This window comes from Cryobacterium sp. Y82 (genome assembly GCF_002929495.1).
GTDB lineage: Bacteria > Actinomycetota > Actinomycetes > Actinomycetales > Microbacteriaceae > Cryobacterium > Cryobacterium serini.
The window spans coordinates 167,609-192,608 of sequence record NZ_PJJJ01000031.1 but is presented as its reverse complement, the minus strand read 5'-3'; the positions used below and the strand labels follow the sequence as shown (position 1 = coordinate 192,608).

Sequence of the window (25,000 nt, the reverse complement as noted above, 5' to 3'; positions counted from 1 at the left end):
TGCTAGGTCGGTAACCTGCGAAGAGCTGTCGCCGGGTTCCGGTTCGGCGGTCGTAACAGGGCTACGGTGACAGCGGCGGCCACCGCCATGAGCCCGGCCACCATACCGACGGTTCCGCCCCAGCCCCATTGCACGAAGAACAAGCCTCCCAGCCAGCCGAACAGGCTTGACCCCGCATAGTACGAGAGGTTGTATAACGACGACGCCTGGGCTCGACCGACCGTGGCCTCGGCGCCGGTCCAGCCGGAGGCGACGGCGTGGGCGGCAAAGAAGCCGGCTGTGGCCAGTAGCACGCCGAGTAGAACGATCACAAGCAGGGGCGACAGGGTCAGCAGCACTCCCATGGTCATGGAGACAAGCGCACAGAGCAGAACCGACCAGCGGCCGAATCGAGCCGCGAGAATGCCGGCCTGGGCCGACGACCACGTACCAGCCAGGTACGCCACGAAAACGAGACTGATCAATGCTTGGGGCAGGTTGAACGGGTCGTTGGCGAGCCGAAAACCGAGGTAGTTGTAGAGAGCGACGAACCCGCCCATCAGCAGAAACCCCTGGGCATAGAGCGCGAGCAGGCGCGCAGACCTCAAATTGGTGCGTAGCAGCATGACCAGGCTCAGATCGGTGCCGCGCTCGCGCGCACGGCGACGGACGAAGCGGCGGGGCACGAAGCCGCGGGGTACCGGAATGAGTGTGATGAACAATACGGCTGACACAGCGCACAGGACGCCGACGGTGAAGACGGCGAGGCGCCAGTTGATGAGCTCGGTGATCGGTCCGGCCACGATACGCCCGAGCAACCCGCCGATCGTGGTGCCCGCGACGTAAGTGCCGGCCGCGCGGGCGGCGTGGCGCGGCTCAATCTCCTCACTCAGGTAGGCGATCGCGATAGCCGGCACACCGCCGAGCATCAACCCCTCGACAAAGCGCCCGGTGAGCAACAGTGAGAAGGTGGGCGCGAAGGGCACGAGCAGTCCAAACACCGTTGCCGCGATTACGGCGATCGACATGGCCTGTACCCGGCCGAGCCGATCGGCAACGAGCGACCAGGGAATCACGCCGACGGCCAGGCCGAGCGTCGATGCGGAGATGACGAGGGCAGCATCCGCTGCGCTGACGCCGACATCATCGGCGATTTGCGCGAGCACAGCCTGCGGCGAATACAACTGGGCGAAGGTGGCGATACCGGCGAAGAACAGGCCCGCCAGCAGCTTGCGATAGTCGGAGCTGCCGTGCGAATGCCCGTTCCAGGCCGCGGATGCCTCAGCGCGGCCCGGGTGCGCGAACGTCATCAATGGGTGGTCACGACTCGGGGCACGTCCTTAGCGTACGCGTGCCGGGAGCGTCAGCAGGTGCCAGTGAAATCGAGCTGAAGCGGGCGCACGAGGCGTCCTGCGGACGCACAGTGGTATTTCGCGACAATGCGCCAACTGTGTGCGGGCTGGGAGTGTGTCTGGGTCATTATGCGCAGGGAATATCTCCTTCGGTAGGGTGGTTTCGGCCAGGGTGCTCGCTGTTGGGTACGTTGACTGTGACAGGTTGGCGTTCCCACATCGACCGAGCAACCTCACCGTCGATGGGTGACACCAGCGGTGAAGTCACCGGCGAGACAGATACCGGAGCACTTAAATTTCGAACGAAGAGATAAATCCATGACTGTAGTTCCCAACATCACCCTCAATAACGACACCGCGATTCCCCAGCTCGGATTTGGCACCTATCAGGTCACCCCGGAGACGACCAAGGCGGCGACCCTTGCCGCTCTTGAGGCCGGCTACCGACACATCGACACGGCCGAGATGTACGGCAATGAAAAAGAGGTCGGTGAAGCTATCGCAGAGTCTGCGCTGAACCGGTCCGAGATCTACGTTACGAGCAAGCTCAACAACGGGTTTCATGACCGCGTCGACGCCCTGGCTGCTTTCGATCGCACCCTGGACGCCCTCGGTTTCGAGTACCTCGACCTGTTTCTCATCCACTGGCCACTCCCGGCTGTTGGAGACTTTGTCGAGACCTGGAAAGCAATGGAGGAAATGCAGCGCTCCGGCCGCGTTCGCACCATTGGCGTGAGCAACTTTCAGCAAGAGCACCTGCAGCGTCTGTTCGACGAGACCGACACAGTGCCGGCCGTCAACCAGATCGAGGTTCACCCGTACCTCACGCAGGACACGCTGCGGGCTTTCAATACTGAGCACGGCATTGCGACCGAAGCATGGTCGCCGCTCGCGCAGGGCGCAGTTCTCTCCGACCCGGTGATCACGGGCATTGCCGACCGTCTTGGTAAGTCCGCCGCTCAGGTCACCCTGCGCTGGCACCTGCAGCGAGGCGACATCGTCTTCCCGAAGTCCGTCACCCGCAGCCGAGTCGACGAAAACTTCGCCCTGTTCGACTTCGTCCTCACCGAAGCGGATATCGCTGCGATCACTGCCCTGAACCGCGACGAGCGCACGGGCCCTAACCCCGACGAGTTCAACTACATCCCGTAGTTTGTCGTGAGCGCACGCTGAACTCTGTCGCTGCCAACAAATTTGGTTACAGTGTTTGCATGAGCTCTGATGCGGTGGTTCTAACGGTTGCTGGGCCGCACGGCGCGCGCGAGATTCGCCTTTCGAGCCCGAGCCGGGTGCTCTGGCCCAAATCAGGAATTACCAAACTTGACCTCGCCCACTACGTCATCGTGGTGGGCGAGGCCTTCGTGCAGGCCAACGGTGACCGTCCAGTGTCGCTGCAACGGTTCAGTGGGGGCATTGACGGCGAGCAGTTCTTTTCGAAGAACCCGCCTAAGGGCGTGCCTGACTACGTGCGGTCCGTTCCTGTGGTCTACCCGAGTGGGCGTACGCATCCGCAGCTCGTGATCGACGAACCGGCGGCTGCGGTGTGGGCGGTACAGATGAACACGATCGTGTTTCACCCCTGGCCATCCAGGGCCGAACTTACGGACAATCCCGATGAACTGCGTATCGACCTCGATCCGCAGCCCGGAACAGACTTCGCCGACACCGTGCCCGTCGCCAATGAGCTGAAGAATCTGCTGGCCGACGCTGGTCTCACGGCATTCGTGAAGACCTCCGGAAATCGCGGGCTGCACGTCTTCGCGCCCATCAGGCCGACCCGTGAATTTCTCGATGTGCGGCACGCGGTCATCGGCGCAGCGCGCGAGCTGGAACGACGGATGCCCACCCGGGTCACCACAAACTGGTGGAAAGAAGAGCGTGGCGAGCGCATCTTCATCGATTACAACCAGGCCAACCGGGACCGCACCATGGCCGGTGCCTACAGCCCCCGGCCGCTGCTGCACGCACCGGTCTCCTGCCCGCTGGAATGGAGCGAACTAGCCAGCGCCGACCCGCAGGCATTCACGGTTCTCACCGTGCCAGGTCGGCTACGGGACAACGGTGACCCCTGGGCGGCGATGCACGAGCACCCCGGCACGATCGACACCCTGTATTCCTGGTGGGAACGCGATCTCGAAGACGGACTTGGTGAGTTACCTTTTCCGCCGGATTTTCCCAAGATGCCGGGGGAGCCACCGCGCGTGCAGCCCAGTCGGGCGCGTAAGGTCGACTAGCCCGAAGCGACTAGTTCACGATCCGCTCTGCGGGGAGCGGGGCTTTCGGCGGGGTGCCGTTTCCGAACGGTCGGCCTCCGAGGTCGGCGCGCGCGTGCGGAGCCAGCCACGCGCGCGCATCCGGTCCCTTCGGCACGATACCGCTGGGATTGATGTCGACGTGGGTCACGTAGTAGTGCCTCTTGACTTGCTCGAAATCGATCGTGTCGCCGAAACCGGGTGTCTGGAACAGGTCGCGAGCGTAGGCCCACAGCACCGGCATCTCGCTGAGCTTGTTGCGATTGCACTTGAAATGTCCGTGATACACCGCGTCGAAACGGGCGAGCGTGGTGAACAAGCGGATGTCCGCCTCGGTGATCGTGTCACCCACGAGATACCGCTGCCCGGCCAGACGCTCTTCAAGCCAGTCCAGGCGGGCGAAGAGAACGTCGTACGCCCGCTCGTAGGATTTCTGGCTGCCAGCAAAACCGCACTTGTAAACGCCGTTATTCACGTCGTGAAAGATGAGGTTGGCGACCTCGTCGATCTCCTCCCGCAGCGCTTCGGGGTAGAGGTCAGGGGCGCCGGCTCGGTGGTACTCGGTCCACTCGAGCTCAAAATCTAAAGTGATCTGCGGATAGTTGTTGGTGACGACCTTGCCGCTCGGTACGTCGACGATCGCCGGCACGGTAATGCCGCGCGGGTAGTCGGGAAAACGGGCGAAGAACGCCTGCTGCAGGCGTTCGATGCCAAGCACCGGGTCGACCCCACCCGGGTCGAGGTCGAAGGTCCAGCTGTTCTTGTCGTGGGTAGGGCCGGGCAGGCCGAGCGAGATGACACCCTCAAGGCCGAGCAGGCGGCGCACAATCGTGGTGCGGTTTGCCCACGGACAGGCGCGGGCCGCGACCAGCCGGTAGCGGCCCGGTTCGACGGGCCAGCCGTCGCGGCCATCCCGCGTGATGCGATCCTCAATGTAATTGGTGTCGCGGTTGAAGTCTTGGCCGGGCTGAATGTAACTGGGGTTCAGGCTCATGTACCCACGCTACGCGACTGGCGCCGAATCGGCTGGGCCGGTTTAGACCTCTTCGGCCAACTGCGTCGTGATCTCCGCGTCGGTGCGCGCATCGATGATGCCCCACATCATGTGGGTCGGGCCGCTGCCGTCGCTCGGCTCGAGGCGTGGCCGACTGGCCCAGCCACGCGCGACGGCGGCGGCACCGAGTTGCGCGAGCGAAGCGCTGATGAGCGTCTTGCGAATCTTGCCGGCCAACACGCTGCCATCGGGTGCCTGACGCCAGCCGCGCTTGTGGGCGAGAACCCGCCCTATTTCTTCGTCGGTCAGCCAGCGCGAAAAGCTCCGGGTGGGCGGGTCGATGGCGATCAGCTTCATGCCCGTTACTGTACTCGCAGCCCCGCATCCGGCCCGCAGCACAGAAGGCCAGTCACTCGTGCTAACGACTGATCCGGGCAATAATCACAACAGCATTCCCAACAAACGATAAGGAGAACCAACCATGAGCAGTCGTCTCAACCCGTATCTCGGCTTTCGCGACAACGCCCGCGAGGCAATGGACTTCTACCAGGGCGTTTTTGGGGGCGAAATCACGCGAACCACGTATGGAGAGTTCAACGCGAGCGAAGATCCGTCAGAGCAGGACAAGATCATGCACTCGGAATTGACGACCACGAATGGGTTCTCGCTGATGGCGTCGGATACCCCTAACGGCATGGAGCTTCCCACGAGCAGCAGCATCACCGTCTCCCTCAGCGGCGATGACGAAGCCGAATTGACCGGGTACTGGGATAAACTCCTCGACGGTGGCACAGCAATCATGCCGCTGAGCAAGGCGCCCTGGGGCGACAGCTTCGGTATGCTGACCGACAAGTTCGGTACCTCCTGGATGGTCAATATCGCGGGAGCGTCCGCCTAAAGAAGTTTCTGGGCGCCACGGTGTGTGCGCGCCTATGCTGAGGCCGTGATGAATGCATCGGCAACACACATCGCTCGTGACGCGAGCAACAGTGCGGCACTGCAACTGCTCGCGCGGCTGGGTTTCGCCGTCAACGGGCTACTGCACATCCTGATCGGATTTCTCGCGATCACCGTGGCGGTGGGAGCCGGCAGTGGCTCTGCCGATCAGACCGGGGCTCTCTCCCAGCTGGCTTCAAACCCCGGTGGTGTATTTCTGCTGTGGACTGTCGTTGTCGGCATGTTCGCCCTGGGGCTGTGGCTGGTCGTCTCGGCGTTTATTGTGCACGACGATCCCAAACGTAAGTGGGGGCGTCGTCTGGCAAACATTGCCAAAGCCATCGTTTACTTTGCTATCGGCGCTACCGCGCTGACCTTCGCCCAAGGCGGCTCGTCCAGTTCGGCGGGAAGTACCCAGAGTGCCAGCTCGTCGCTGCTTTCATCGCCCGGAGGCGCGATTTTGCTGTTTCTTGCGGGAGTGGCCGTGCTCGGCGTCGCAGGCTACTTCATCTATAAGGGTGCGGCGCAGAAGTTTCGCTCGGACCTCTCCGTGCCTGGCGGAACGGCCGGGCGCGCGGTCGTCATGCTCGGGGTCGTCGGGTACATCGCCAAGGGCGTTGCTCTCGGGGTGGTGGCGATTCTCGTCGGCGTCGCCGCGCTCACTCGTGATGCCAGCAAGTCCACGGGGCTCGATGGAGCCATTAAGGCGCTCGCCGCCCTCCCGTACGGAACGATTGCGCTGATACTGATCGCCCTCGGCCTAATCGCCTACGGCGTCTACTGTTTTGTTCGGGCCCGGCGAGCGCGGCTGTAGTCCGCGCGCTGCATGGCGGGTATCCCAAGCGATCACAGCGCCAAGCACCATGAGCGAGATCGACAGGGAGGCGAGCGCATCCGTCGCCCAGTGATAGCCGAGATAGAGGCGGCTGATCGCGGCGAGCCCGATGCAGGCCAGGGCGATGGTGAATCCGACGATAGTGGCCGTGGGCCGATGATGAGTTCCTCGATGCGAATGCGCCACACCGTTGTGGGCCGTGTATCGCTCATTTCGCGTCCTGTCGATAGTAATGACGTGCCGACAAGACGATGGTTCGTGGCTACTCCTGACCCCGCCCAAGCCGGCGTTCGCCGTCAAGTTTTGCAGCCAGCGGCGCCCAGACTACAGCGGCAATGCCCACGCCGAGGAGCAGGGCGCCAATTGTGTCAGTCAGCCAGCCCGCACTATTCGATCGTGATGTCGCCGGGTATTTTGTCGGGGCGCCACCCTCGCCAGGACGGCTGGCGCAGCCGACCGGTCGCCGTCCACTCGGAGAACTCCACCTCGGCGACAAGAGTGGGGCGCACCCAAACCGCGCCTTGGGCATCCGTTGGCGGAATATCGCTGAACGGTGTGGTCTTTCGAACGAGCCCGGTCAGTCGGGAACGGATGTTGGTCAGGTCGCGTTCCCCGAACCCCGTACCGACCCGGCCCACGTAGCGCAGGCCCCCGTCGGTCGGTACTCCCAGCAGCAGCGAGCCGATCGCGCCGGACCGGTTGCCGCGGCCGGGTCGCCAGCCGCCCACCACCACTTCCTGGTGGCGAAAATGTTTGATCTTCACCCAGTCGTGAGACCGGTGACCCATCGTGTAGCGCCCGTCGAGCCGTTTGGCCATGAGCCCCTCGAGTCCGAGTTGGCGGCTGGTGTGGAACGCCTCGGAAAAGTCACCGTCAAACCGTGGCGGCACCTGGGTCGAGCCGGTCGCCGTGACCGTTAACTCAAGCCGGTCGCGTCTCGTGCTGTAGGGCAGCGCGGTGAGTGGGTGCCCGTTGACTTCGAGCAGATCAAACAACATGAATTGCACGGGCGCTTTCTTGGCTGCCGAGACGATTTCCCGAGCCTCGGTAAGTTTCATCCGCGTCTGCAGGAGGCCGAAATCGGGCCGTCCGCGTTTATCGACGGCCACGATCTCGCCGTCGAGCACCACGGAATCCGTTCCTGATCGTGCTGAAACCGTGGCGAGCAGGTCGGCCACGAGATCTGGATACGAAGCGGTCACATCGTGCCCGTTGCGGGTGATCAGGCGAACAGTCTGCTCGCGCAGCGCCACATAGGCGAGGGCTCGCATCCCATCCCACTTCATTTCGAAGGCCCACCCTTCGTCGCCGAGGTCGGCTTCGGAGCCAGCGGCGGCGAGCATGGGGGAGTAGGCGTTCTTCGGCGCTGCGGGCATGATGGTCGCAGCGGGGTTGGTGTGCGGGCGGGCATTCGTGCGCGAGCCGCCTGAGGCCCCAGTGTTCGTTTTCATGCGGTGAATCAGCCAGTTGTTCGTTGTCTTGCTGCTGTGGCTGTCGCTCGTGCGAATGAGGGCAAACCGGGCGGTCCCGCCGAGCCCGGCCTCTGGTTCTCCGTGCAGGATCACGATTACCTCGTCATCGCGCCACTTTTCAAGTTCGTACTCACCGCGGTCCCAGATCGACACGTCGCCCGCACCGTATTCTCCGACCGGAATATTTCCCTCGAAACTGCCGTACTCAAGCGGATGATCCTCGACGTGTACCGCGAGCCGGTTCTGCGCGGGTGTTACCGGCACGCCGCGAGGCAGGGCCCACGATACGAGCACCCCGTCGTGTTCAAGCCGAAAGTCCCAGTGCAGGCTGCGGGCGTGGTGTTCCTGAATGACGAACGACGTGCCAGCGGATGCCGCGGCTGACACCGCCGGAACCGGTTCGGGTGTCTTTGCGGCATCACGCTTGCCGCGGTACGCCGTCAGCCGGTCCGGCGTGACGAGCGCCGGGGCCGAGCCTGCGCTCGCCGCACTGGCGTCACCCACAGAGTGATCGAAGGACCCGGCTGTGAGTAGCGCGAGCGGATCTTCCCGTCGCTTCAGTCGTGCGAGTACCTGCTTGTAGTCGAGCTGCTCGAGGTCGGCCGAGGCGAGCTCCTTCCAGGTACGCGGGGTTGCGACCATGGGATGGCTGCGCCCCCGCAGTGAGTACGGCGTGATGGTGGTCTTGGCTGCGTTGTTCTGGCTCCAGTCCACCAATACTTTGCCGGGTCGTAGGCTCTTTTTCATATCGCTGACCACGAGGTCACGGTGGTCGGTCTCGAGGGCGCGTGCCAGTTCGTGCGCCACGGCCGAGACCTGATCGGAGCTGTAGGACAGGTCGAGCGCGGCATACAGGTGGATGCCCTTGCTCCCGCTGGTCACCGGCATCGGTTCCAGCCCCATGTCGTGCAAAATCGCGCGGGCTAACCGCGCCACCTCAGCGCACTCGAGCAGTCCAACACCCGGCCCCGGGTCGAGATCGAGCACGAGCCGGTCGGGATTGCGCGGGGTGCCGGTACGACCGAACTGCCACTGCGGCACGTGAATTTCCAGGGCGCTCATCTGCCCGAGCCAGGTGAGAGTAGCGAGGTCGTTCACGAGTGGATAGACGTTCACATGGTCTTTGTGCTGGATCTCGCGCCGTTTCACCCAGCTCGGCGTTGAAGGCTCCAGATTCTTCTGAAAGAACATTGCGCCCGGGTTCTCACTCGTCCCGACGCCGTGCACCCAGCGTTTGCGGGTGGCCGGGCGGTTCGCGGCGTGGCCGACGAGCACGTCGGCGATCGCTGCGTAATAGGCCAGGACATCGGCCTTGGTGGTTCCGGTCTCCGGGTACAGGACCTTGTCGAGATGGGTGAGCGTAATGCGGTACCCCTCGACGGAGACCACCTGGCTGCTGGCGTTCATGCGTCAACTGTGCCGCGGAAACTCCGCGTCTACTAGGCGACGAATGTCTCGTTCGGGTGTGTACTGGTCGTATGAGAAGCATCTGGACCGGTGCGATCACCTTCGGGCTCGTCAACGTGCCCGTCAAGGTGTACAGCGCCACCGAAGACCACGACGTCGCACTGCACCAGGTACACGATGCCGACGGGGGGCGCATCCGCTATCAACGGCGGTGTGAGATCTGCGCCAAAGTCGTGCCCTTCGACCACATCAACAAGGCTTTTGACGACGGCGAGCAGACCGTGGTGCTCACCGCCGACGATTTCGCATCGCTGCCGGCCGAGCACAGCAAGGAGATCGACGTGGTCGAATTCGTTCCGAGCGACCAGATCGACCCGATCATGCTCGACAGGAGCTATTTTCTTGAACCCGACGGTAAGTCATCGAAGGCCTACGTGTTGCTTCGGCGCACGCTCGAAGCCACCGACCGCACCGCGATCGTGCACTTCGCGCTGCGGCAGAAGACCCGTCTCGGCGCGCTGCGCGTGCACGGCGAGGTGCTGATGCTGCAATCGCTGCTGTGGGATGACGAGGTGCGCGAGGCTAAATTTGCGTCCCTCGACGACCGGGTGAACATCAGCGCGAAAGAGCTCGACATGTCAGCGGCGCTGGTCGAGTCTTTCGCGGCCGATTTCGCACCGGATGCCTTCAACGACGATTATCAGGATGAGCTACGGGCGCTGATCGAGGCCAAGTTGAAGAGCGGCGATGCGGTGTCGACCGAGGCGACCTTCGGTGAAATACCGGAGGAAGGCGAGGGCGGCGAAGTGCTCGACCTGATGGAAGCACTACGGCGCAGCGTCGAGGCCAGCCGTGACCGAGCCAAACCCAAGTCGAAACCGAAGCAGTCCCGTTCGGCCTCCTGAGCCGGCACCCCCGAGCATTACGATCCGCAGGAGTTGCGCCGCTGCGCGGGAGGTGGAAGTCCCACGCACTGGCGCAACTCCCGCGCATGGCCTCCGGGACCCAGGTGCGAAACTTTACGCACGCGGTTGAACTATGTGGCGACGATGATCGAGCGCTGGATTGCGCTGGATTGCGCTGGCGTGCCTGGCCCCGGCACCCAAGAGGAACAGACCAGAACGAGTTCGGCGCCGGCATCGGCCAGTTCGCGGCCGAGCTCGGGGAAACGCAGGTCGTAACAGGTCATCAGGCCGATGCGCAGCAACTCGCCAAACCGCCCCGCCGCAGTACACCACCGCGCTGCACGCGCTATATCGGTATTTTCTGCCCTACCCGGTGGGCTATCTGCACGGCGTGAACCGTGAGCATGCCCGCCTGGTGGTAGCCCTGCGCGAGCACGACCCGGTGGCCGCTGTGGCCATATTCAGGCAGCACGTGTCGGTACTGCACGACTCGATGTTCGTCGGGCTCGCTCAGGGTTAGACCGAATTCAGTAGCGCGCGAAGTAACAACGCTGTTCACCGCCGCGGCATTTTCTACAACGGCGATTTGTGTGACACGCCGACCAGCCGCTCGATGGCGGCGAGAGGGATCGGCAGCCAGGTCGGGCGGTTACGAATCTCGTAGACGGCTTCATAGAGCGCCTTGTCGAGTTCGAAGGCATCGAGCAAGGCTTTTTGATCGGCGAGTTTAATGCCGGAGCGTTCCGCATAACCGTTCAGGAAGGCATTGCGGCATGCCAAGGCCCACTCGAAAATAGTGGGTCCGGCATTCGTCGTTTCGTCGGCGACTGGTTCGCCCGGCGCCTCCATCCCGGTCGAGTCGGGCATCGCTGCCGTCATAGCACCCGCAACGTAGGAGAATGATCGCAGCATTCCGGCGACATCGCGCAGCGCGATATCGGGCCGAGTGCGTTCCCGGAGGGTGCGCAGGGGTTCCCCCTCAAAGTCCAGCAATACCCAGCCACGATCCCGCACGTCGAGCACCTGGCCGAGGTGGAAATCACCGTGAATGCGTTGCAATCGCGGCCAGGTCGCTGCCTCCGCGCGAGCGAAGACCGCCTCGATGGCATCGCCGTGCTTGGTCAGCATCGGTATTTCGTGCAGGGCTTGGTGGCAACGCTGCCGCATCGTGGCCATTTCGCCGGCGATGACCGCGGGGGTCACATCTAGTGTCGGCAGAGTACGGGCGAGGTCTGCGTGTACGTCGGCGGTGGCCTGTCCCAGTCGAAAAGCCGGACCGGTGAAGTCGCTGCCGGAAGCTGCAGCGACCAGGGCTGTACGCCACGCATCTGGGGCATCGGGCAGAAATTCCTGAGCAAATACGAGATGGCCGACAGCCCGACCGTCAGGTTCGGCGGGATCATCCCACTGGCCAAGAACGTCACCGAACGGGAGCGGGATTCGCACTGATCCAGCGTTGGACAGCGCTGCCTGCACCACTACGTCAGGATTCTCACCGGCATGAATGATGCGAAAAACCTTGCAGATGATCGGGATTGTCGGCGCACCGGTTGCGTCCGTGCGCTGCACGATAATCGAGGTGTTGGATTGCTCACCGCTGAGGACGCGACTGGAGACCACCGTAGTCCCCCGAGGGGAGGCGATATCCGGCCTCAAGTCCTCACCGTGCGCACTGACGCCGGTTCGATCGGTCGCCGGAGGGTGAGTCGAACCCGTCACGCTCTGCAGTTCCATGAAGTTGAGCACTGCAGCGGCGAAGATCGGATCATAGGCGGCGTCATAAATAAAGCGTGCTCGGTCGGAACCGGGTCTGCGTACGGTGATCAGGGCATTGGGTGAGCCAGCAAGTTCAAATACCCGTTCCGTGGTCGGCAGCTGGTAGAGGGTGAGCCTCAGGCTCGCGGTATCCAACATGAGGTCGATGCGAATGGTCACGTCCGGGTCGAACGAGTCTAGGGAGAAATGGCCAATGCTGCGAAGAGCCGGAACCTGCCCTTTGTTGCCGAACCACCGCTGTGTCGATACCCACGCGTTGACATAATCGGGCATCGGGGTGCCCCTATAGGCCGGGGCGAGGTCGGGATTAGCGGTGGGATCTGCATTCGGGGCGCTGTCTCCATCGATCATGCCGTCAGCGTATCCTTCCCGCCCGGATTAAGTCGGTGTGTTCGGGCGTGCCTTCGCTGGTGATTCGCGCGGCTCATGCCGACGAGCGTGGCGCGCGGTTCAACGCGAATGCTGGTGCGTTCGCAACCCGCGCATCATGCGCGACTCGCCCTGCGTGCGCTGCTGACCGGCCGAGCTAACGGGGCAGCGGCACGCGTCGGGGAGAATACACAGCCCTCAGGCAGCTATGCGGAGACGAGGACGTGCGGCTGGCGCGCGGGTTCGACGCGAATGCTGGTGCGTTCGCAACCCGTGCATTTGAGAACGTAGAGGGGGAGCGAGAGCCGAAGGGCTTGCGCGGGGTTCGGTTTCAGGTCGGCCTGTGACTTGCAAAACGGGCAGGTAATTCGCATCGAGGGTTGTCCCTTGGCTTGGTTCTGCGCAAGCGATAACTCGCGTCAGATTGAACATAGGGGGCAATCGCCTATTGCCGCACCCCCTTGAACTTCTCGCCGATTTATGTATACAGAGCAGTCCGTCTGTCCCCGTTTCGGCGGACGCCAGCCCGCGCCATCGGCGCCCGGTCACATGAATGGATTCAGCGACTGCCTACTGTGTATTCAGGGACTCCCTGCAGTCCGTCCTCGAACGACTTGACCTGCCGCGAGCGATACCCAGGACGAACGACTAGCCACCGTCAGTGACAGTGGTCTTCTCTAAACGGAAACCGCCAGCAGGCTCACGACGACGGTGTCCTCTTTCGTTGAGAGCTGGCCGACCTCGGTGAACCCGAGGCGGTCGTGAAAGGCGAGCGAGCCCGGGTTCGGCGGTTCGAGGTTGACCTCGCAGAATACCTCGGTGAGCTTAAGGCGGCGGGCAGCGCCGAAGATGGCGTCGTAGAGCACCTGGCCGAGGCCCTGCCCGCGATACCCGTCGGCCACGACGATGCGGTCGACGTAGAGAAAATCGGTGGACCGGCTGGAGAACCAGTGGTAGTTCTCGCTCGCGTACTCGGCCCCCGCGATGAACAGAATGGCGAAGCCGATGACGCTATCGGTCGCATCATCGTCAACGACAGCAATCGCGAGATTGCTGTGCTCGACGAGCGCGGCCAACGCTTCGGCATCCAGCTCATTGACCGCGGGCACGGCTGCATTGTTGAGCGCGAGCAAGCGCGGCAGGTCGTCGCGTACGAGAGAGCGAATAGAGAATGTCATCCATTAACGATAGGCCTTGCAACTTGCCGAGCACACGGCTCCCTGTCGGCCACGCTCTGGCTGACCCGAAGCCCTGACAGAATAGACTGTCGCCGTTTCGCACGTGGCGACTCGTTCAAGGAGACAACGGCGTATGACTCACCAGGTGAGCACTAACAACTACCGTGCCGCACGCGACCAGCTTCTGGCCCTGCGCGACGATCACGCGCGTGCCGCACAGGAGTTTCGCTGGCCCGATGTGGGAGAGCACTTCAACTGGGCCACGGACTGGTTTGACGTGCTCGCTCGCGGCAACGACAAAATCGCGCTGTGGATCGTCGAAGAAGACGGCAGTGAGCAAAAGCTCACCTTTGATGAGATGGCCCATCGATCCGACCAGGTCGCCACCTGGCTCAGCCACCAGGGCGTCGGGCGTGGCGATCACGTCATGCTCATGCTCGGCAACCAGCGCGAGATCTGGGAGGCGATGCTCGCCATCATGAAGGTCGGCGCCGTCATCATGCCCACGAGCGCCGTGCTCGCCTCGCACGATCTGACCGACCGGGTGCAGCGCGGCGGCGTCGCCCACGTAATCGCCAACTCGGCAGACGCGGCCAAATTCGACGACGTTCCCGGCGACTACACCCGCATCGCTGTCGGCCCGCCCCGCCCCGGGTGGGCCGACTTCGCGGACGCGTATCGGGTCACCCCTGAACCGATCACGACGGTTGTCGACTCCGCCGATCCCTCACTGATCTACTTCACCTCTGGTACGACAAGCAAGCCGAAAATGGTGCTGCACTCGCAGACCTCCTACCCGGTCGGCCACCTCTCCACCATGTACTGGCTGGGCCTGCGTCCCGGCGACGTCCACCTCGCAATCAGCTCGCCCGGCTGGGGCAAACACGCCTGGAGCTGCTTCTTCGCCCCGTGGATCGCCGAGGCGACCGTGTTCGTTTACAACTACTCCAAGTTCGACCCGGCCGCCCTGATCGCGCAGCTCCATCGCGCCGAGGTCAGCACGTTCTGCGCACCGCCGACGGTCTGGCGCATGCTTATTCAAGCGGATGTCGGCGCCCGCCCGGCCAGCCTGCGCGAGTTGCTCTCGGCTGGAGAACCACTCAACCCCGAGGTCATCCGGCAGATCGACAACGGCTGGAAGCTGACCATCCGCGACGGATTCGGTCAGACCGAGACCACCGCCATCGTCGGAAACGGACCCGGATCCTTACTGAAAGCCGGGTCAATGGGCCTGCCCCTGCCCGGCGTCTCGATCAAGCTGCTCGACCCGATCACCGAGCTGCCCGCCGACGAGGGCGAAATCTGCCTCGACCTCTCGCAGAGCCCGGTCAACCTCATGACCGGCTACCACGGCCAACCCGACCTCACCGCCCATGCCATTCGCGGCGGTTTCTTCCACACCGGCGACGTCGCAACGGTGGATGCCAACGGTTACCTCACTTTCATCGGCCGCACCGACGACGTCTTCAAGTCGAGCGACTACAAGGTGTCGCCGTTCGAAGTGGAGAGCGTGTTGCTCGAACACCCCGCGGTCGCCGAAGCCGCCGTCGTTCCCGCGCCCGATGCGACCCGCCTGAACATTCCCAAGGCCTACATTCATCTCGCACCGGGCTGGGAACCGACGGCGGAGACCGCCGAAGCCGTGCTGCGACACGCCCGCACCGGGCTGCCGGCCTACATGCGGGTGCGGCGGGTGGAGTTCTTCGATCTGCCCAAAACCATCTCGGGCAAGATTCGCCGAGTTGAGCTGCGCGAGCGTGAAGACGACGCGGCCGCTACGGGTACCCCTCTGTCGAACGAGTGGCGCGACGACCAGTTTCCGGGGCTCAAGCGCTAGAAGACCGGCAACACCCCCGACGGTCGTCGGGCCGGCGCGCCATTCGCACCCGGCGCCAACCCGATGAACGGCCGCGACACCCACGGCATGCTCGCCTCGGCGCTGAGCGTGGCGAAACTGCCCTCCTCCGAAGCGCAAAACGGTATCTCCCTGACCAACACGGCCGTACCGGCCGGGCTCGGCCACACCCGGCAGAGCGGGTCAGCGACCTGGTCGGCCTGATCGACGGACACCCGACGGCACGATGGCGAGCGTGCATTCCTGGGAACTGGTCACGGCGGTCGACGGACCGGGTACACCCGGTTGACCTATTTTCTCTCCGGCTGTCTGCTGCGCTGCCAGTACTGCCACAACCCGGATACCTGGAAGATGAGGGACGGCGCGCTGTCGCCGATCGACGACGTGCTGGCGGGCATCCGTCGCTACCGCGGTGTGCTCGCGGCGACCGGCTGTGCGAACGCGGCACGAACGTATGGGTGCGGTTCGTGCTTGTTCCCGGAAGAACCGATGCGGTGGAGAACGTCGACGCGGTTGCCGAAATCGTGGCTCGCTGGCCCAACGTCTCACGGGTCGAGGTGCTGCCGTTTCACGAGATGGGCGAGGAAAAATGGAACCGCCTCGCCATTCCCTACCCGCTGCACGGGGTACACCCGCCCGATGCCGCAGTGCTCGAGCGCGTGCGCGCCCAGTTTCCCGCCCGCGGCCTCACGGCGTTCTAGCCACTATTAGTAACGCGCGAGAAGTTCCGTCTTTTTGGCGAGGAATTCGGCATCCGTCACCACGCCGGCGTCACGCAGCTGACCCAATTGGGTCAAGTGCAGGGCGATACCGGTGGATGTCGCGGGCGCGAGTTCGCGACGGATGGGTGCGGCATTCAGGGCTGCGACCGGCCCCGGAACGGTGGCCGGTCCGTGCACGGCCGCGGGTGAGGGTGCGGGCGGGGCTGCGTGCCCGGCCTGCGACGTGCGGTCGATCCAAGCCAGCGCGATCGCCGAGAGAATGAACACCATGTGGATGATGACCTGCCAGAGAACGCCGTCCCAGGTGTAGACGTTGCCGGTAATAGTCTCGGTCGGGTCCGAGCTGACCGGCGTGCCGCGCGCGGCCAGATCGCCAACCTCGATGAAGGTTTTTAGCAGGTGAATTGAGGAGATTCCCACGATGGCCATGGCGAGCTTGACCTTGAGCACGTTCGCGTTGACGTGGCTGAGCCACTCCGGCTGGTCAGGGTGACCGTCTAAGCGGATGCGCGAGACGAACGTCTCGTAGCCGCCAATGATGACCATGATCAGCAGGTTCGCAATCATCACGACGTCGATCAGGCCGAGCACCGAGAGCATGATCGCGGCTTCTTCAACGTGGATGCCACCGTCGTCGCCGGGCACGGTCAGTGAGGTCCATACGTCGCCGCCGAGGTTGATGAGCTCGACCATGAACACGATCACATAGATAATCTGCGCGATGATGAGGCCAATATACAGGGGCGCCTGCAGCCAGCGGCTGAAGAAAATCATCAGGCCGACGCTGCGTACCCAGCTGGACTGGGGACGGAAGGGGCGGGGGAGGGCTGTTTCAGTCACCGGTCGATCTTAGGTAGAGTCCGATTGTGAACCCCCTGTGAGCTCAGCTGGTTTTCAGGACCCGCGCCAGCAGCCGGGAGTCGATGATTGCAAGATCCAGTCCGAGCAACTTGGCGAAATGCTCCGACGGTTCGACGCCGAGTTCGCGGCCCAGGTGGGCGCGAAAACTGCGGTAAACGTGCACTGCCGATGCATAGTTGTTCTCGGCGAGGTGGCAGCGCACGAGCAGGTGCTGGGCGCTTTCGCGCAGGGGATCCACGACCGCCGCTGCCCGTGCCGCCATCAGGGCCCGGCTGAAACTGCCGGCCACGAGATAGGAACGAGCCAGGGCTTCCAGGGAATCCACCCGGTGATCGAGCAGGCGCTCCTGTTGGCCGAAGACCCACTCTTCGTACCAGCCCGGGAGGAGATTCGCCTCCTCCAACAGGTCGATCGATTCCGGCGGCACTGATCGGCCGCCGTTCAGCGTTATGTCGGTGGTCAGTTCCCGCACCTGGCGCAGATCGATGCGCACCGCCGGATCGAGCTGGGCGGGGATCGGTAGTACGCAGCAAACGCGGCAGCTCATGTGAGGTACGAAACACGCTCGCCCGCAAGTTGCCTGCCGACTGGCGCTCTGGGCTGTCGGGTCAGAGCCGTGCGGCCAGCACCGGTCGCGGCTGGGTGTGCAGCACGGCGAGGGCTGCGAGGAGGCGCTGTTGCCGGGCGCCGACCTCAACCGGTGCGCCGTTGAAGCGCAACTGCCAGTACCCCAGCACGCGAAGATCCCAGCCCTTCGGCCTGCGCAACCCGCCTCGTGATGTGCCGCCGATGTCAGCGCACTGCTCAGCGCGGCTTACGGCTTCGCCGACTCAGGCATCACCGTGCTGACCGATCAGGCCGCGACCAAGGACGCCGTGCTCGGCGCGATGAGCGAGGCGCTCGACCGTGCGGCTACGCCGGGGGAACACCTCAACCACATCGTGTTTACCATGTCGAGTCATGGCACCCAATTGCCCGACACGAGCGGGGATGAGGCCGACCAGGTCGACGAGGCCTTTGCCACCTATGACCTTAAGCAGAACGGTGCCGTCTGGAACGCGAGCTCCTTAATCATCGACGACGAGCTGCACGATTTGTTCGCCCGACTGCCCAAGGGCGTACTGCTCGATGTGATTCTCGATACCTGCCACAGCGGCAGCGGGCAAACTTTGGTGGCCGGTACAACGGGGCATTCACCCGCTTTCTTCTCGATGCGCTGCGATCCCGGTCTCAATTTCGGCACTGCTCGACGCGGCCGCCGGCCTAGGGCCTGAGGTCGGTGCGGGCGGGATCGACTCGACCGCGGGATCCGCTGGCCCTGCAGGAGTGATGGGCAGTGCTGGCTCGCGCGAAACGGATACCGCGGTGCGCGCCCTTGCCGCTGCCGCGTTCCTGCGCGCTGCCGCAGACTTCATCGACGGATAGCCCTCCGTAACGCCCCGCTGCGCGGGAGGTGCGCCAGTGCTCGGGAGTTGCGCCGCCCACGCAGCGGCGCAACTCCCGAGCACCCTGACGCGACGGTACCGGTCGCAGGCTGCGACCGCCCACTCTGAATGGCGACATCTTTCGCATCCGGCGCTGTGTCCTGCCAGACTGAAGGCACGGCTCGGCGCCACGGGAGACAGACCGGATCGCCCAAACGACGTACACGCTATGCGCCTCGGAAGGACTCCATGCTCGATTTTCTGTTTAGCCCGATCCCGGTGATCATTTTCATGATCATTGTGGTTCTGCTCATTGCCCTGGTTTACGCCAAGACCATCTATAAGAACGCCGGGCCCGACGAGGCCCTCATCATCACCGGTAAGAAGAGCCGTAAGACGATCGTCGATGGTGCCACACTCGAGGAATCCGGTCAGCGCGTCGTGCACGGACAGGGCGTCTTCATCACTCCCTTCTTCCAGAAGGCGTTCAAGATCAGCCTGCGCAGCCGGGCGATCGAAATCACTGCCGTTGCGCAGGACCGCAACGGCATCACGCTGTCGGTTGAAGCCGTCGCCATCGTCAAGGTCGGCGACGACCCCGCCGCGATTCGCGCCGCGGCCCAGCGCTTTCTGGGCCAGGACAAGAACATCGATGGCTTCGCGCAAGAGGTGTTGAGCGGTTCGCTGCGTTCCTCGATCGGCGCGACCGACGTCATGACCGTCATCCAGAAACGCGATGAGCTCGGCAGCTCGGTGCTCGCCACCGCACGTGAGTCGCTCGCCAATCAGGGCCTTGACGTTGACTCGTTCGAGATCAAGGGCATCACCGACGAGAACGACTACATTCGCGACATCGGTCGTGCCGAGCAGGCCAAGGTGCGTCGCCAGGCCGAGGTTGCCGAGCACGTCGCGAACCGCGAATCGCAGGAAGCCCTGATCACCGCCGAGCAGGCCATCGCCGAAGCGCAGAACACACTCGCCCTGCGCAAGGCCGCGCTGCAGCTCGACACAGACAAAGCCTCCGCCGAGGCCTCCGCGTCGCGGCCCCTCGCCGAGGCAAAGGCGCAGCAGGCCATTGTGCAGGAGCAGGAACTCACCGCCCAGCGCCGTGCGAGCCTGCGCAAGGCTGAGCTGGAGTCCGAGGTCAACGCGATCGCCGACGCCGACGCGTACCGAATCCGCGTGACCGCGATTGCCGCAGCCGAGGCCTCCGTCGCCAAGGCCACCGCCGACCGTGACAGCCGTGTCGCCAACGCCGACGCCACTCGTGCTGAGGGTCAGGCCGACGCCGATGCCATTCTCGCCCGTGGTACGGCCGAAGCGACCGCCACCCGTCTCTCGGCCGAGGCCGTCGCCCAGCAATCTGAGGCGCTCATCCAGCTACGGCTGATCGAGATGCTTCCGCAGATCGCGCACGAGCTCGCCGCTCCCATGGGTAATATCGACCAGCTCACCGTCATCTCAACGGATGGCGCCAGCCAACTCTCCAAGAACGTCGCGTCGGGCTTCAGCGAGGTCGATGCCGTACTCGGCTCCACCATGGGAATCGGCATCAAAGACCTGCTGGGCGGGTTGCTCGGCGGCACGGCCGGAGCCGCCCTGCGGAACGCCGCGCCCACTGGCGCGTCCGTTTCACCCAGTGGCGCATCGACGCTTTCGACTGCGACCGCCGCTGGCCCACTGGCTGACGCGGTGAAGTCGACTTCGGTATCTGAAGGGGCCTTTGAAGCCGCGCCTTCAGAATGACTTTTGGCGCCTCGTTCGGTCGTTTCCGCGACGGCCGCCGGAGCCGCGCGTTCGGCAGCGTGAGCATCCGTCGCTGTCGATCAACGGCGTTGATTTCGACGCTGATGACAACGCGGCGGTCGTAATCGCGGCTGCAACGTAGATGTAGACGTGCGTTGCAACTCGGCTAAGTCAACAGCCGGGGCCGTGGGGGTTCACGTTGCAGTCTTCGGCGACGAGTACCGTCGATTCGTTCGCTGCCACGACGGCGAACGGGCCTGACGGCACGGTGACGATGCCCTCGACGGGGCGCCAGCCCTGGTCGCCGAAGCTGTAGTCGGCTCGGTACTCGACTGTCAACACCACCGAATAAGTACCCTTCGTTGTGTAGACGTGGCTCGTGGCGGTGCTGGCGAATTCCGCGAGGCCGAGATCTTCCCAGCTGGCCCCGCCGGTTACGCTCGATCCAGCCGTGCCGTCGCCATAGTTCCAGCGGTAGCCGATCGGGGTGAACATCACCTGCGCGGGCTGGCCAAGCAGTAGTCCCTCGCCAACTTGAGCGGATGCTCCGGCCCAGAAATTCGCGGCCAGTCCAACGACCGCCCAGCCATTGGGTTCCATGCCGGAGGGGGCCGCTGGTGCAGGGAAGTTCTCCAGGTCGGAGACGCGCACGATGGTGTCTGGCGAACAATTCGGGCAGGGCGTTGTGGGGGCGGCGATGGTGGGTGGCCACTCGGGGTGGCGTGAGATCACCGGGAAGTCGCCGGAGCCACAAAGCGTCCACTCCTGCTCCGAGGTCAGCCGGCCAACGGGGTGGGCGCAGATCTCGGTCAGTGTTTGCCCGGTCCCAGCCCGGCCGCCCGAACCACGATCCCCGCCCGATCCGCCGCCGGATCGGTCATTATTTTCTGCGGTCAGGTCAACCCCGTCCCCGGTTGAAATTCCCCCGGATACAAGCCCTGGTGGGCACGTTTCATTCTTTATGTCACTTGAGCTGCAAGCAAGATCACCAGCGTAGGCCGGTGAAATTGCTGCAGAGGTAATCGTGAGGAACGAGAGAGCACCGACAGCTAGCAGAAGTTTGAACCGGACCATACTGTTGACTCCGAAATGAGAAGGTCATGGGAGATTTCATCTGGGGTGGTGAAGGTCACGACGAGTGGCCAGCGCGCCAAACGATCTGGATCGGAAACGATTTGCCCGGTCATATCCACCTTTTGGCTTTGGCTTACATCGAGACAAACGTAGGTTCGTATTTCCGATGTTGCATTCGCTAGAGGACCGAAAGACTGCACGGTCATCGAGTCAAAGGTTGTGGTGCCCGAGAATCTCCACCCTTTTTCCTCAAGAACTTTCTTGGTCTTGATCTCGTCGTCTCGCTCCGGTCCGGTCGTTAATGCAAGGTACTGACCCCAGGAGGCCGACTCCATATCGTCAACACTGTCGCCTGCGGCTAGGTAGGCGGCATAGGCGGCCGTCGCGGCAGCCAGTGCATCCTCGTTCGACGCAAACACTGGGGGAGACTCCGTGGGGACAGCCGTCGCCACCGGCACCGGGGACACCGTGACGGGCGGGGCTGGCGTGGCCATGCATCCGCTTAGTAAAAGTGACAGTAAAAGGGCGCCGAGCACTGCGTTGTGCGGCGGACGGTGACGCGACGGGATTCGCATGGGGTCAGGATAGACGGATTGCTACAATCCTGCCGAGACTTTCCACAGGCTGGTATTGAAGCCGCGAGAACGGTAAGAATCACTGCAACGTGCCCGCGAGCAAACTGCACCCTTCACTCAAAATCTGCGGCTCAGTCGTGCGCGGTCAGTGCGTGCGAAAGCAGCGCGGCCAGCGCGGCCAGCGCGGGCTGCCCGCCGGATTGCATGGCGGCGCGCTGACGCTCGACTCCGGTGCGAGCCGCTGCATCCGGTCCAGTAACTTCAGAACTTGTTCGAGGTTGCCGACCTCGTCGTTGGTCCCGCCAACGCCGACTAGCCGGCGAATTCGACGGTCGTACTCGGCGGCATTCGCAAACAGCGGTGGGCACCCAATCGTCGACCACCGACGCATGTGCACGCTGCGCCAGCTGGAGAATCCGGTATCTGCTCCGTGCCAGAACGGTGAATTCACGGCGAGCGCGAGCAGCGTCGGCAGCCAAACCCGCACCCGGTTGAGCGCCTGTACCTGGCCTCCCGGCTGGAAATACCGACGTGCACATGCAGTCCGTTGATGAGGTAATCGGGTACCAACCCCCCGAAACGCTCAACATTCGTCACCTCGGGCCAGCCTCGACCGAAAAGCGAGCGGATCAGCGGATGCCTGTTCAAAGCGATCAAAGATCGGCGTCGATCGTTCGATCTGCGAAGCGAGAAACTCGTGGCTAATGAATCGCGACACCAAAGAGTGGCCGAGGAGCTCGGCATGCACTTCGTCGCCGACGTTTGCCGGCTGCAGAGTTGCCGGCTTCAAAAAGATGAATTCCTCCTCAATGCCGAACGGTCGCATTTCCCACCTCCGGCACTTTCACCGGACACTACTTGAAAAACCGGTATCAAGCCGATACATTCTCAAATCCGCCAGCCGGTCACATTCGCACTGACACCTGACTAACATGACCAATAATCATGAATTGATGTGCAGGCGTGGGCTCTCGCACTTATCGACTCAGTTGGGGGTAAACGTGGTGCAAGTAACCGAGGTTCCGGCCGGCGCGGCCCAGTCATGGCGGCGTTCTCTTCATGGCGTTCTCGGCGGCCTGCTCGGGTTCGTCGCTATGAGCGCGGCAGCCGGCGTCTTGGTCGCCGTGTCGGTGACCCCGGTCGTGGCACTCTCGGGCATAGCTGCGACCAACACGATCTCGGTGTTCGAGAATCTGCCGGGTTACGTCAACATCGAGCCCCTGTCGCAGAAGAGTGACATCTTCGCCACCCGCAGTGACGGAACGGTCGAACTGCTCGCCTCGTTCTACGATCAGAACCGCATCGAGGTGAGTTGGGATGCGATCGGCCAGTTTGCGAAGGATGCCGCGGTGTCGGGAGAAGACCCCCGATTCTATGAGCATGGCGGGGTGGATCTGCAGGGCACGCTGCGGGCCACGGCCACAACGGTGGCCGGCGGAAACACGCAGGGTGGGTCATCGATCACGCAGCAGTATGTGAAGAATGTGCTCGTGCAGAAGTGCGAGCTGATCACCGACAAGCGGGCGCACGATGCGTGCTACCGAGCGGCGACCGAGACCACGCCAGATCGCAAACTCAAGGAAATGCGGCTCGCCATCGGGGTCGAGAAGAAATACGGCAAGCACGACATATTGCAGCAATATTTCAATATCACCGGCTTCGGCGGCACTGTCTACGGCATCGAGGCCGCAGCCAATTACTATTTCAACACCACCGCGGCAAACCTCACCCTGACGCAGGCGGCGAGCCTGGTCGCTATTGTGAACAACCCGGTGAAGTTTCAGCTCGACAGGCCTGCGAGCGAAACCAATGGGGCCGCAAACGGTTACGCGGCCAACAAACAACGCCGCGACTATATTTTGCGCGAGATGCTGCGGTACCAGAAGATCACGAACTCCGACTACGACGCCGCCGTCGCGTTACCGGTCGAGCCCATTATCACCGAACCGAGCACTGGCTGCCAGACTGCCGCGGCCAACGCGTACTTCTGCGACTATGTGACCAAAATTCTGCAGAACGCTCCCATCTTCGGCACGGATGCTGCCACTCGAATGCTCAACTTTCGGCGCGGTGGTTATGACGTCTACACGACCCTTGACCTCGATGTGCAGAACGCGGCCGTGACCACCATGAATCAGCAGGTGCCCAAGGTCTACGCCGGCGGGGACGTGGGCGCGGTGATCACGAGCGTGCAGGTCGGCACCGGCCGGGTGCTTGCCATGACCCAGAACAAGGACTACAGCCAGGACCCCACAGTGCAGGCGACCGGAGCCAACTACACCGGCATCAACTACGCCACCGACTTCGCCGAGGGCGGGTCGAGCGGGTTTCAACCCGGGTCGACCTATAAGGTCTTCACCCTCGCGGAGTGGCTCAAGGAGGGCCACTCTCTCAACGAGCGCGTTGACTCAAGGCGCAAAGCGAACTGGGGTACTTTTCAGGACAGCTGCCTCGGACCGCAGAACTACAACAAGGAGGGCTTTAACCCGCGTAACGATGCAAACGAATCCGGCGCCAATTACAGCGCGCTGCAGGCCACCGTTGGCTCGATCAATACTGGTTTCATCGGAATGGCCAAGCGGCTGGACCTCTGCGGAATTCGCAAGACGGCTGAGGCGTTTGGGGTGCACCGGGCTGACGGCAACCCGCTCTCGCAGTCTGGAGCATCCGTGATCGGAACCAACGAGGTTGCGCCGCTGACCATGGCCGTCGCCTTCGCCGGCATCGCCAACAAGGGCGTCACCTGCTCGCCGATTGCTATTGATCGCATCGTCGGTCCGGGTGGGGTGGAGATTCCGGTGCCGCCGTCGACCTGCACGCAGTCGGTCGATTCGACGGTCGCGGCCGGTATGGCCTACGCGATGCGTCGGGTGATGACGAGCGGCACCGGACGGCAGTCCAACGCCAACACGGTGCCTGCGGTACCGATGATCGGCAAGACCGGAACAACGGATGGCGCCAAAGACACCTGGATGAGCGGCGCCAGCACCAAGGTAGCCACGGTAGTCGCCGTGGTGAGTCTGACCGGAGCGCTCAACCAGCGGCGGCAGTTCTTTGGACGGGACCAGATCGCGACGGCCCGGCATCGCATGTGGCCGGTCGTAATGTCAGTCGTTAACGCCAAGTACGGCGGAGATGCCTTCGACGAGCTCGCCCCCAAGTACATTCCACCCCCCGTGGTCGTCGCTCCGCCGGTCGCTCCGCCGGTCGCTCCGCCGGTCGCCCCGCCGGTCGCCCCGCCGGCACCGCCCGATGCGGCCCCCGCCCCGCCGGGGCAGTAGCCGGACG

General features: G+C 63.5%; 25 protein-coding genes and 3 pseudogenes. 13 read left to right on the top strand and 15 right to left on the bottom strand.

The features are described 5' to 3' along the window. Window positions 1-2: 2 nt before the first annotated feature. Window positions 3-1,289, bottom strand: a complete 1,287-nt coding sequence (locus CXY70_RS08805; protein ID WP_104191985.1) for an MFS transporter — start codon at window positions 1,287-1,289, stop codon at window positions 3-5. Between the two features lie 360 nt (window positions 1,290-1,649). On the opposite strand from CXY70_RS08805, the gene CXY70_RS08800 reads away from it, so the two are divergent. Then, complete coding sequence (locus CXY70_RS08800) at window positions 1,650-2,483, top strand: aldo/keto reductase (RefSeq protein WP_104191984.1); 834 nt, start codon at window positions 1,650-1,652, stop codon at window positions 2,481-2,483. Window positions 2,484-2,542: 59 nt separating this feature from the next. Further along, window positions 2,543-3,565 (top strand): non-homologous end-joining DNA ligase, encoded by a 1,023-nt coding sequence (gene ligD, locus CXY70_RS08795; protein WP_104191983.1) that lies wholly within the window; start codon window positions 2,543-2,545, stop codon window positions 3,563-3,565. 10 nt (window positions 3,566-3,575) lie between these two features. On the opposite strand, the gene CXY70_RS08790 is transcribed toward ligD, so the two are convergent. Continuing rightward, window positions 3,576-4,577: a glutathione S-transferase family protein gene (locus tag CXY70_RS08790; RefSeq protein ID WP_104191982.1), complete on the bottom strand. Its 1,002-nt coding sequence runs from the start codon at window positions 4,575-4,577 to the stop codon at window positions 3,576-3,578. A gap of 42 nt (window positions 4,578-4,619) precedes the next feature. Further along, on the bottom strand, window positions 4,620-4,934 hold the full coding sequence (locus CXY70_RS08785; RefSeq protein ID WP_104191981.1) for a hypothetical protein: 315 nt from the start codon (window positions 4,932-4,934) through the stop codon (window positions 4,620-4,622). 124 nt (window positions 4,935-5,058) lie between these two features. Here CXY70_RS08785 and CXY70_RS08780 point away from each other — a divergent pair, with 124 nt between their 5' ends. Continuing rightward, window positions 5,059-5,475: a VOC family protein gene (locus tag CXY70_RS08780; protein ID WP_104191980.1), complete on the top strand. Its 417-nt coding sequence runs from the start codon at window positions 5,059-5,061 to the stop codon at window positions 5,473-5,475. A 48-nt stretch (window positions 5,476-5,523) separates the two neighbouring features. Further along, window positions 5,524-6,327: a DUF1206 domain-containing protein gene (locus tag CXY70_RS08775; RefSeq protein WP_104192016.1), complete on the top strand. Its 804-nt coding sequence runs from the start codon at window positions 5,524-5,526 to the stop codon at window positions 6,325-6,327. Here the strand turns inward: CXY70_RS08775 and CXY70_RS18340 are convergent. Together CXY70_RS18340 and CXY70_RS08760 are read right to left on the bottom strand one after the other, a co-directional pair. Then, on the bottom strand, window positions 6,274-6,534 hold the full coding sequence (locus tag CXY70_RS18340; protein WP_369852286.1) for a phosphatase PAP2 family protein: 261 nt from the start codon (window positions 6,532-6,534) through the stop codon (window positions 6,274-6,276). The genes CXY70_RS08775 and CXY70_RS18340 overlap by 54 nt on opposite strands. A gap of 200 nt (window positions 6,535-6,734) precedes the next feature. Beyond that, entirely contained in the window at window positions 6,735-9,227 is a 2,493-nt protein-coding gene (locus CXY70_RS08760; protein WP_104191978.1) for an ATP-dependent DNA ligase, read from the bottom strand. 71 nt (window positions 9,228-9,298) lie between these two features. Between CXY70_RS08760 and CXY70_RS08755 the strand changes: the two genes are divergently transcribed. Further along, complete coding sequence (locus CXY70_RS08755; RefSeq protein ID WP_104191977.1) at window positions 9,299-10,132, top strand: Ku protein; 834 nt, start codon at window positions 9,299-9,301, stop codon at window positions 10,130-10,132. 131 nt (window positions 10,133-10,263) lie between these two features. On the opposite strand, the gene CXY70_RS18485 is transcribed toward CXY70_RS08755, so the two are convergent. Then, a complete protein-coding gene (locus CXY70_RS18485; protein ID WP_369852283.1) occupies window positions 10,264-10,434 on the bottom strand; it encodes a nitrilase-related carbon-nitrogen hydrolase in 171 nt (56 codons plus the stop codon). A 71-nt stretch (window positions 10,435-10,505) separates the two neighbouring features. On the opposite strand from CXY70_RS18485, the gene CXY70_RS17785 reads away from it, so the two are divergent. Continuing rightward, window positions 10,506-10,652, top strand: a complete 147-nt coding sequence (locus CXY70_RS17785; RefSeq protein WP_158250942.1) for a hypothetical protein — start codon at window positions 10,506-10,508, stop codon at window positions 10,650-10,652. Window positions 10,653-10,705: 53 nt separating this feature from the next. Here CXY70_RS17785 and CXY70_RS08745 read toward each other — a convergent pair whose 3' ends face one another. After that, complete coding sequence (locus CXY70_RS08745; RefSeq protein WP_104191976.1) at window positions 10,706-12,259, bottom strand: phosphotransferase; 1,554 nt, start codon at window positions 12,257-12,259, stop codon at window positions 10,706-10,708. A 695-nt stretch (window positions 12,260-12,954) separates the two neighbouring features. Continuing rightward, the gene (locus CXY70_RS08740) at window positions 12,955-13,455 is read right to left on the bottom strand and encodes a GNAT family N-acetyltransferase (RefSeq protein ID WP_104191975.1); all 501 of its coding nucleotides are present in this window, start codon (window positions 13,453-13,455) and stop codon (window positions 12,955-12,957) included. 133 nt (window positions 13,456-13,588) lie between these two features. On the opposite strand from CXY70_RS08740, the gene CXY70_RS08735 reads away from it, so the two are divergent. The 4 genes and pseudogenes from CXY70_RS08735 to CXY70_RS18660 all read left to right on the top strand — a co-directional run bounded on the left by CXY70_RS08735 (window position 13,589) and on the right by CXY70_RS18660 (window position 16,011). Then, window positions 13,589-15,292, top strand: coding sequence for an AMP-binding protein (locus CXY70_RS08735; protein WP_104191974.1), 1,704 nt, complete (start codon window positions 13,589-13,591; stop codon window positions 15,290-15,292). Window positions 15,293-15,295: 3 nt separating this feature from the next. Beyond that, window positions 15,296-15,525: pseudogene (locus tag CXY70_RS08730) on the top strand (glycine radical domain-containing protein); the annotation flags it as partial. 70 nt (window positions 15,526-15,595) lie between these two features. Next, window positions 15,596-15,640: pseudogene (locus CXY70_RS18665) on the top strand (hypothetical protein); the annotation flags it as partial. Window positions 15,641-15,777: 137 nt separating this feature from the next. After that, window positions 15,778-16,011, top strand: coding sequence for a hypothetical protein (locus CXY70_RS18660; RefSeq protein WP_369852302.1), 234 nt, complete (start codon window positions 15,778-15,780; stop codon window positions 16,009-16,011). 6 nt (window positions 16,012-16,017) lie between these two features. On the opposite strand, the gene CXY70_RS08720 is transcribed toward CXY70_RS18660, so the two are convergent. From CXY70_RS08720 to CXY70_RS18335, 3 genes are all read right to left on the bottom strand, one after another. Further along, window positions 16,018-16,872 carry a TIGR00645 family protein gene (locus tag CXY70_RS08720; RefSeq protein ID WP_233205840.1) on the bottom strand — a complete coding sequence of 285 codons (855 nt, stop codon included), beginning with the start codon at window positions 16,870-16,872 and terminating at the stop codon, window positions 16,018-16,020. Between the two features lie 43 nt (window positions 16,873-16,915). After that, window positions 16,916-17,440: a bacterial transcriptional activator domain-containing protein gene (locus tag CXY70_RS08715; RefSeq protein WP_104191972.1), complete on the bottom strand. Its 525-nt coding sequence runs from the start codon at window positions 17,438-17,440 to the stop codon at window positions 16,916-16,918. Between the two features lie 61 nt (window positions 17,441-17,501). Then, window positions 17,502-17,660: a hypothetical protein gene (locus CXY70_RS18335; protein ID WP_233205839.1), complete on the bottom strand. Its 159-nt coding sequence runs from the start codon at window positions 17,658-17,660 to the stop codon at window positions 17,502-17,504. Between the two features lie 33 nt (window positions 17,661-17,693). Here CXY70_RS18335 and CXY70_RS08710 point away from each other — a divergent pair, with 33 nt between their 5' ends. Beyond that, the gene (locus CXY70_RS08710) at window positions 17,694-18,167 is read left to right on the top strand and encodes a caspase family protein (protein WP_104191971.1); all 474 of its coding nucleotides are present in this window, start codon (window positions 17,694-17,696) and stop codon (window positions 18,165-18,167) included. A gap of 399 nt (window positions 18,168-18,566) precedes the next feature. Next, window positions 18,567-20,063 (top strand): flotillin family protein, encoded by a 1,497-nt coding sequence (locus tag CXY70_RS08705; protein ID WP_158250941.1) that lies wholly within the window; start codon window positions 18,567-18,569, stop codon window positions 20,061-20,063. 171 nt (window positions 20,064-20,234) lie between these two features. Here CXY70_RS08705 and CXY70_RS08700 read toward each other — a convergent pair whose 3' ends face one another. From CXY70_RS08700 to CXY70_RS08685, 4 genes and pseudogenes are all read right to left on the bottom strand, one after another. Next, the gene (locus CXY70_RS08700; protein ID WP_146066098.1) at window positions 20,235-20,795 is read right to left on the bottom strand and encodes a PKD domain-containing protein; all 561 of its coding nucleotides are present in this window, start codon (window positions 20,793-20,795) and stop codon (window positions 20,235-20,237) included. A gap of 317 nt (window positions 20,796-21,112) precedes the next feature. After that, entirely contained in the window at window positions 21,113-21,556 is a 444-nt protein-coding gene (locus CXY70_RS08695; RefSeq protein WP_104191968.1) for a hypothetical protein, read from the bottom strand. Between the two features lie 301 nt (window positions 21,557-21,857). Then, a pseudogene (locus CXY70_RS08690) lies at window positions 21,858-22,205 on the bottom strand (glutamate-cysteine ligase family protein); the annotation flags it as partial. Window positions 22,206-22,295: 90 nt separating this feature from the next. Next, entirely contained in the window at window positions 22,296-22,538 is a 243-nt protein-coding gene (locus CXY70_RS08685; RefSeq protein WP_104191966.1) for a hypothetical protein, read from the bottom strand. Window positions 22,539-22,713: 175 nt separating this feature from the next. On the opposite strand from CXY70_RS08685, the gene CXY70_RS08680 reads away from it, so the two are divergent. Next, window positions 22,714-24,993 (top strand): transglycosylase domain-containing protein, encoded by a 2,280-nt coding sequence (locus CXY70_RS08680; RefSeq protein ID WP_158250940.1) that lies wholly within the window; start codon window positions 22,714-22,716, stop codon window positions 24,991-24,993. The last annotated feature ends 7 nt before the right edge of the window (window positions 24,994-25,000 follow it).